Here is a 7,667-nt window from a genome sequence, read left to right as displayed (position 1 = left end):
CCTTTCTCATTTCAAAATATTATGACATTTATCTATCTATATGTAAACACTCTCAGAAAAAGATCTTAATATCTTTTAAGAGCCTGATATAAATCAATAATGTGTTAAAATCAAAAAAATCTAAAGCACCTTGACAGTTTTGACCAAGACTGTCAAAGTATTGGAGGCAGAGGATATTCTCTCTAAGTTAATTTAACCATCATAATCGTCATATCATATGGAAAAAAACCGACAAAAAATCGCTGGTGTTGCTTGTTTGACACTTGCTTTTGGCATTTCCATGTCGCATTTGATTCTTATTTCTTCTGAAATGAAACCAATTGTGGCACCTTCCTATATGGCTTCTCTTCCCTCTTTACCCGAAAAACAACCTCTTCTTCCTCCCCCTCTTCAACTCCCTGAAATATCCTCCTCTTCTTCTTCAGAACCCCTTATTGCATCCCTTGACTGCCCTAAACAAGAAGATATGCAGGCTCAAGATGTCCCCGCCCCTAAAATTAAAAAAGAAACATTACAAATCAGTCGCGGAGAGACTCTTCTTGCGCTTTTAACAGGTGCTGGAATTAATAAATCAGAAGTACAACAAGCTCTTGCGGCTTTAAAACCTGTTTATAACACAAAAACTCTTAAAGCTGGCCAAGACATTAATATTAAATGTAAACATCATCCAGACCAATCTGTTGAACTTGTCGAACTTAGTTTTTATCCGGATCTTGGTAAAAACGTCTCTCTTGCTCTCAATAAAGATGGAAAATTTAAGGCAACGGCATTAGAAACGCCTGTAAAAAAAGAATTGAAGAAGATATCTTTTAAAATTCAGTCAACGCTTCTTGCAAGCGCGACGGCAAAAGGTATCCCCTCGCGTGTCATCACGCCTCTTATTCGTGCTTTCAGTTATGATATTGATTTTCAACGTGATATTAAAAAAGGCGATAGCTTTTCGGTTGTTTTCGAGCGTCATTATGATCCACAATCCGGCCGTGACCGCGTTGGAGATGTTCTTTATGCTCAAATTGTTCCTTCAAAGAAAAAGCCCGTCCAGCTTTACCGTTTTGCAGAAAATGGAAAAGTCTCTTTTTATAATGAGCATGGGGCCAGCATTCGAAAATCGCTTATGAAAACACCGATCAATGGTGCACGTGTTCAATCAGGGTTTGGAAATCGTCGTCATCCTATCTTAGGATATACAAAAAAGCATGAGGGCGTTGATTTTAGTGCCCCAATGGGAACTCTTGTTTTTGCAGCGGGAGGCGGGGAAGTTCTAAAAGCGTGTCGAAGTGGAGGGCTTGGAAATATTGTTAAAATTAGGCACAATAAAGAATATTCAACGGTTTATGCTCATCTGAGTAAATTTGCCAAAGGCATTCGTCCAGGTGTTAAGATCGCTCAAGGGGCCCCTATTGGATATGTGGGACAAACGGGACAGGCAACAGGACCCCATCTTCATTTTGAAGTACACAAAAACGGAACCAAAATTAATCCAATGTTAGCGGCCAATCTTTCTTCTGGAAAACTTGAAGGAAAAGCTCTGCAGAAATTCTTAGCCGCTAAAAAATCAATTGATCATCAAATGGCTAAACTTTCTGAAAGTGCGCGCTTTGCTCTAAATACACGTGATGAAGATCAATCTTAAAAATACCTATGATCTTTCTTTGATGATCGGCCTATGCATTATACTTTACAAATTGTGAATATTTTTTATAAATTATAAAAAATTCACCGAGACTTTTTAAATTAAAACGCACTTCAACATATTTACAATTATCTTAGGAGGCCTTAATGCTAAAAAGAATTTTAAATTTAGGAATGCTTACATATTTGATTTTTCAAATAAATTTCATTCTTACAAACTCTGTCTCTCTTGCGGCCTTAGAACAGAACATTGCTATCTCCTCTCCGTCTGATTCTTTTAAACCAGAAGATAAAAATTCAGTTTTGAAACTTGCAGAAACTTACACCCAATTTCAACATGATTTTGGACAAGATGTTCCAAAGGATTTTAACGCCATTTCTGAAACACTCTTCTTACCTATATTTAAGAAAATAGCAAATGGAGAAGAATTGGTCTCAGATAGATCAAAACTTCTTAATCAATTAAAAGGCGTAAGAGATTTCGCAGGAAAGTGGACAATTGAATCCAAAGAAATCATTCCTTCAAAAGATAATACAAAATGCACCCTTCATTATCTTCTTCATTCAGAAAAAGCTGGAGATTTTGAAGTCATTGCCATTTTAAGGGCCTCAAAAGGTAAAATTGGGCAGATAGAAGAAGTTTATTACAAAAAGAAATAAGCATATAAAGACTGGAAAGGCTAAGAAAAAACTATTATATAATATAAAAATTCATTCTTGTTCTAATCCAAATGCTTTTATTTGACGATAGCGCCACATAAAAAGAGGAATCCCTGTGGCTGTAAACATTCCTGAGATACAAAGCGTTTTTAAAGGTGTTTCATAAAGAACCCACGCACAAAATAAAAGAGCAATCCCCCCATAAATATAAACAAAAAACGTTCTTTTTTGATGACGTGGAAGAAGTTTAAAGAAAGCAAAACAACAGATAAGATAAACAAAAAGGAAAGCTGTTACAGAAAAATCAAGAATTACATTCATTTGACGTGCTAGATTTTCTTGGGCGGTTAACACTAAAAGCGGAATAATTCCTAAAAAGCTGATTAAAAGACTATAATAAGGGGCATCTTTTTTATTCTTTTTGCCAAAAAAACTTGGAAGAAGTCCATCTTGTGCAAGGCCACTCGAAATTTGTCCGCTAGCTAATACCCAGGCATTTATGGTTCCAATGCAAACAACTGAAGCAATTCCCGAAATAATTAAATGCCAATTTCCACCAAATATTTTTTGAGCTGCATCTCCATAAGGTGCTGCCGAATTCATAAGTTCATTTCCTGGTACAACCCCCATAATCCCAAGACTGTTTAGAAAATATAAAATTGCAACGCAAATTGTTCCTAAGACAATTGCCCGCGGTATTGTTTTGGAAGGATTTTCAACAGAACCTGCTGGCGTTGTTGCAGATTCTACACCAATAAAAGCCCATAAAGTTAATAAAGTTACAGCACTCAAAGAGTGGGAAAGTGAAGAAAATGAGGTGGGCAATTCGGTTATAAAACACTCTTTATTAAAAATAAAAAAGGCCATAAGGGGCATAATAATTAAAGGAATAATTTTAAGCATCGTTAAAAAAAATTCAACTTGTCCTGCCGTCTTTACGCCCCTAAGATTTAAAAGCGTAATAATGAGAATTAATCCAATTTCAAGACCTAAATTAACGGAAGACGAATGAATACCTATAACAGCTGTTAAATAACCAATACTTGCAACAATGACAACAGTCGTGCTTACCCAAGAAATAACCCAATAAGTCCATCCTGTAAAAAATGCAAAAACAGGACCAAATGCCTTATTAACATAGACATGAGGACCTCCTGTTTGAGGTAACCAAGAACAGAGTTTTCCAAATACCAAAGCAAGAGCAATCGCTCCAGTCCCTGAAATCACCCATCCCATTAATCCTAAGAAGCCATAAGGAGCAAGATTGGCGGGCAACATAAAAACGCCCGACCCAATTTGACTTCCGGTAACAAGAGCAAAGACAGACCAAAAACCAATTTTACGCGACATCAAATCACCTTTAAAACCCGATATACCGATTTCAAGAAATTGCTTTAAAAGTATTTCCCCAAAATTTCATAATAACTCAATAGATCTATTGTGAATCTACTTCTTTCATACACTTAAGAACACAAACGCCACATACGCTTGGATTGCTTTTCTCATTTGTCTCTTTTTCTTTAACAGGACTACATTTACAGCGATGAGTGCGACATTCTTTTAAAGCTTGCTGATGCTGAATATCTGAAACGTTTGCCTGCTCAGGAAGGGTCCCATAAGCTCCTGCATTCAAAACAACACTTAAAAAAATTATTAATGTTCCAAAATAGCCCATCATTCGAAAACTTTCTAAATTCTAAAATAAATCCTGTGGATTAGGAGAAACCTTATCACAAAAATTTTTCAAACAGAAGAAAATATATGATTACAGCAAAGATTTGAGCTTTATCCTACCTAGCTTCTTTCATAATGAAAATAATTCCCCACCTTGTTGGCGCACAAGATTTTGAAGTTTTGTAAAAATTTCAAAATCTTTTTCGTATAAAAAATACTTTAATCCAAGCCTCATTCCTAAAAAAATAAATCCAGAAGAAGCTTGCACATTTAGAATGAAAGGAAAAAAAGGGGAATCTTCTTTAAAAATGAGCTGTCGTTCTTTCCAAAGATTTTGACATTCTTTATAAGCATATGCCCACAGAGAAATTCCAAATGTATGTGCTTTTTCAAAAGAACAATGATAAAAAAAATTCTCAAGAGCCGCAGAATTTTCTTTTTGATTTTCAATCAAAAAATAAGCAGCCTTTACAAGGTGTTGAGGACTCTCCACATTTATTAAAGAAAAAGGAAATCTTGTATTTTCTGTTAAAAGAAAAATTTTTCCATTTCCTTTTGTTTTTCTTAAACACGCATCGGCATAACAACAAAAGAAAGCCCTGGATCTTTTTCATCTTGTAACAAAATTGCCGATCCTGGATCTTTCAAAGCAATACTAAGCATATCTCCTTTAATATGGCGAGCCGCATCTAAAAGATATCGCGCATTGAAGCCGGTTTCAAAGGGAACACCTGCATATGAAACTTCAACTTCTTCAAATGCTGTTCCAAGATCAGGATTTGAAGACGATAACATCAACGTTTCCTCTTGAATTGTCAGCTTAATTGTATGTGTTTTATCAGAAGCCATAACCGAGACCCGATCCACAGCGTCTGCAAAAAGTTTTGTAGGAACCTTCAGAAAAAAAGGATTATCATTTGGAATAACTTTTTCATAATCAGGGAAAGTTCCATCAATCAAACGAGATTGCAAATGAACTCCGCCAAAGGTAAAAGAAATGCTTCTTGATGAAAAGGAGATAATGACTTCACCTCCCTTATCCAAAAGTTTCACAACTTCAGAAATTGTTTTTTGTGGAACAATAATTTTTGGTAAAGACGACACATCAACATTTTTTCCAAATTGAATCTCTGTGGCTTCTGCCTTTGCAAGACGATGCCCATCCGTCGCAACCGCTCTCAAAAAAGGCTTGTCATCATTCAGCAATACCTCAAAATAAAGACCATTAAGATAATAACGAGACTCTTCTTGTGACATTGCATAACGCGTTTTTTCAATAAGATCGTTCAAATCAGACGCTTTCATTGTAAATCTATAGGGAGAAACCATCGGTTTAATTTCGGCATATTCTTCTGCAGGAAGTGTACTTAACCGAAATGTTGATCTATTAACGCGAATATTAAAGGGCTCTCTTCCTTCTATTGTATCTTGATGACATGAAAGCTCTGGAAAAGAATCCTCTGGAAGCCGACTAATAATATCATAAAGCATTTGCGCCGATACTGTAATCGCGCCCATCTCTTCCACTTTTTGTGCAACCAAAGATTCATGAATCGAGAGCTCTAAGTCAGTCGAGGATAATATCAATTCGTTCCCCTGTCCTGCTTCAATTAAAATATTAGACAAAATTGGAACGGTGGTCCTTTTTTCAATGATTCCTTTTGCATGCTGCAATGCTTTAAGAAGATCAGAGCGACCAATAATGGCTTTCATAATATTTCACCTATCTTATTTTACTGCTAACTTTGTAACATTTGTGTTAAAAATTCGAGATCTTGCAAGAGTTCAGAATCTGTTTCTTTTAATTTGTCAATCGTTTTAACAGCATGAACCACAGTTGTATGATCACGCCCTCCAAAAGCCCGTCCAATATCTGGAAAAGATTTTGTTGTTAAAGTTTTTGCTAAATACATAGCTATTTGTCTCGGGCGTGCAAACATGCGTGCCCGTGAGAGCGACTGAAAATCAGAGAGCTTAATATTATATCTTTCAGAAACACGTTTTTGAATATCATCTAAGGTAATTCGCCGATCATTTGCACGCAAAAGATCCTTAAGGACATCTTGGGTCATCTCAAGCGTTATTTCTCTGCCAACAAAAGAACTATGGGCTGCAATGCGCGTTAAGGCCCCCTCTAATTCGCGAACATTAGAGGAAATTTTATGAGCAATAAATTCCATAACTTTTCCAGGAATTTTTAATTTCATTGTTTCAGCTTTGGATTGAAGAATACCAAGTCTCAACTCATAAGTTGTGGGATGAATATCTGCAACAAGCCCCCACCCTAAACGAGACCTCATTCTTTCCTCAATACCGTTTAAATCGGAAGGCGATTTATCTGCAGAAACAATTATTTGACGATTTTGATCAACAAGAGCGTTGAATGTATGAAAAAACTCTTCCTGCGTTGACTCTTTTCCACAAATAAACTGTACATCATCTATCATTAGAACATCAACAGATCGAAACTGCTCTTTAAAAGCCATTGTGTCTTTATGTCTCAAAGCCCGAATGAATTGGTACATAAACTTTTCAGCAGATAAGTAGATAAACCGACGCTTCGGGTGAAGTTGCCTTATCTTCCATGCAATTGCATGCATAAGATGTGTTTTTCCAAGGCCAACACCTCCATATAAAAAAAGAGGATTAAAAGTTACATTTTTTTCTTCTGCAACCCGTAAAGCTGCTGCATAAGCAAGTTCATTAGGTTTTCCAACAATAAAATTTTCAAATGTAAATCGCGGATCCAAATCACCCCCAAAGGTATTTGAATAAAATGATTCCTCATTTTCATCACTTGCGTTTTGATCAAGCGAAGAAGAAGTGCCTACTAATTTTAAAGGTGTTTCCTGAATTTTTGCTTCTTCTTGGGAAAAAATCACGATAAAATCAATTTCCTTTAAAGAAGGAATTATTTGGCGCAAAAGCAGTTTAAGACGGGAACCATAATGCGTGGATATCCAATCTCGTAAGAAAAGAGTTGGCAAAGATAAAACAAATCTTTCTTCTTCAAAAGAAACAATTTCTAAATGTTTAAACCATGTATCAAAACTCGATTTTCCAAATTCTTTCTTAAGAGCCTCTTGGATAGTTTCCCAAAGAGAAGGGGCAAGTTCTTTATTTTCTTTTTCAAAAAGATCCTTTTTTTCCGATAGAAAGGTGACGCTATCTAAAAAAGAAGATCCTTCTGGCAGATCAAGTGCCTCAACACGATTTTGAAAAGAACCAACATCTGCCATAAGATTTCTCTCGCCAATTAAGAATTAAAAACATCAAACATGTTGCCTTTCCTTAGTAAAACCAAAATTCTATCTTTAAGAAAGAGTTTGTTTATGTTTTTTTAGAGAAAACATCTCTTGATCGTTTAGATTATATTTTTGGTAAAAACTCCCCATCCTTAAAAGGAGCCTTAAGGACAGAGAAACGCTCATGTAGGGTGATCGTCTGTCAAAAAATATAACGGAGATATCATGAACATACAAGATCAAAAATCACATTTAAATCCATAAAATTCCCTTTAAAAACAACTGACTATTTTATCCTTTAAAATCAGATTGTTAAACGTTATACCGGTTAAATATAAGATTTTCGTCATTTAATAATTATACAACTCATTCTTATGCAAAAGTGAAAAATGCATAAAGACTAGGTTGTGTCCACTTTTCATCAAGAAGGAAAAAAGAATACTAATGAATTGATTT

Annotated in this window: 7 protein-coding genes; 2 read left to right on the top strand and 5 right to left on the bottom strand. The window is 35.5% G+C overall.

Going from position 1 to position 7,667, the window contains the following annotated elements:
- Window positions 1–217 precede the first annotated feature (217 nt).
- A complete protein-coding gene (locus JSS34_07945; GenBank protein ID MBS0186246.1) occupies window positions 218–1,633 on the top strand; it encodes a peptidoglycan DD-metalloendopeptidase family protein in 1,416 nt (471 codons plus the stop codon).
- A 146-nt stretch (window positions 1,634–1,779) separates the two neighbouring features.
- Window positions 1,780–2,292 (top strand): hypothetical protein, encoded by a 513-nt coding sequence (locus JSS34_07940; protein ID MBS0186245.1) that lies wholly within the window; start codon window positions 1,780–1,782, stop codon window positions 2,290–2,292.
- A 51-nt stretch (window positions 2,293–2,343) separates the two neighbouring features.
- Here JSS34_07940 and JSS34_07935 read toward each other — a convergent pair whose 3' ends face one another.
- From JSS34_07935 to dnaA, 5 genes are all read right to left on the bottom strand, one after another.
- Entirely contained in the window at window positions 2,344–3,642 is a 1,299-nt protein-coding gene (locus tag JSS34_07935; protein ID MBS0186244.1) for an amino acid permease, read from the bottom strand.
- Window positions 3,643–3,727: 85 nt separating this feature from the next.
- Entirely contained in the window at window positions 3,728–3,970 is a 243-nt protein-coding gene (locus tag JSS34_07930) for a hypothetical protein (GenBank protein ID MBS0186243.1), read from the bottom strand.
- A 126-nt stretch (window positions 3,971–4,096) separates the two neighbouring features.
- Complete coding sequence (locus JSS34_07925; GenBank protein MBS0186242.1) at window positions 4,097–4,420, bottom strand: hypothetical protein; 324 nt, start codon at window positions 4,418–4,420, stop codon at window positions 4,097–4,099.
- Window positions 4,421–4,530: 110 nt separating this feature from the next.
- Window positions 4,531–5,679, bottom strand: coding sequence for a DNA polymerase III subunit beta (dnaN, locus tag JSS34_07920; protein ID MBS0186241.1), 1,149 nt, complete (start codon window positions 5,677–5,679; stop codon window positions 4,531–4,533).
- A gap of 26 nt (window positions 5,680–5,705) precedes the next feature.
- On the bottom strand, window positions 5,706–7,205 hold the full coding sequence (dnaA, locus tag JSS34_07915) for a chromosomal replication initiator protein DnaA (GenBank protein ID MBS0186240.1): 1,500 nt from the start codon (window positions 7,203–7,205) through the stop codon (window positions 5,706–5,708).
- Between the last annotated feature and the right edge of the window lie 462 nt (window positions 7,206–7,667).

The organism is Pseudomonadota bacterium (genome assembly GCA_018242545.1).
GTDB lineage: Bacteria > Pseudomonadota > Alphaproteobacteria > 16-39-46 > 16-39-46 > 16-39-46.
Note: the sequence above shows the minus strand (reverse complement) of the source record. Positions and strands in the feature narration are given on the sequence as shown.

Excerpts from the sequence above, each read along its gene's own strand:
- JSS34_07945 (MBS0186246.1), top strand. The coding sequence starts at position 218 with ATGGAAAAAAACCGACAAAAAATCGCTGGTGTTGCTTGTTTGACACTT.
- JSS34_07940 (MBS0186245.1), top strand. The coding sequence starts at position 1,780 with ATGCTAAAAAGAATTTTAAATTTAGGAATGCTTACATATTTGATTTTT.
- JSS34_07935 (MBS0186244.1), bottom strand. The coding sequence starts at position 3,642 with ATGTCGCGTAAAATTGGTTTTTGGTCTGTCTTTGCTCTTGTTACCGGA.
- JSS34_07930 (MBS0186243.1), bottom strand. The coding sequence starts at position 3,970 with ATGATGGGCTATTTTGGAACATTAATAATTTTTTTAAGTGTTGTTTTG.
- dnaN (MBS0186241.1), bottom strand. The coding sequence starts at position 5,679 with ATGAAAGCCATTATTGGTCGCTCTGATCTTCTTAAAGCATTGCAGCAT.
- dnaA (MBS0186240.1), bottom strand. The coding sequence starts at position 7,205 with ATGGCAGATGTTGGTTCTTTTCAAAATCGTGTTGAGGCACTTGATCTG.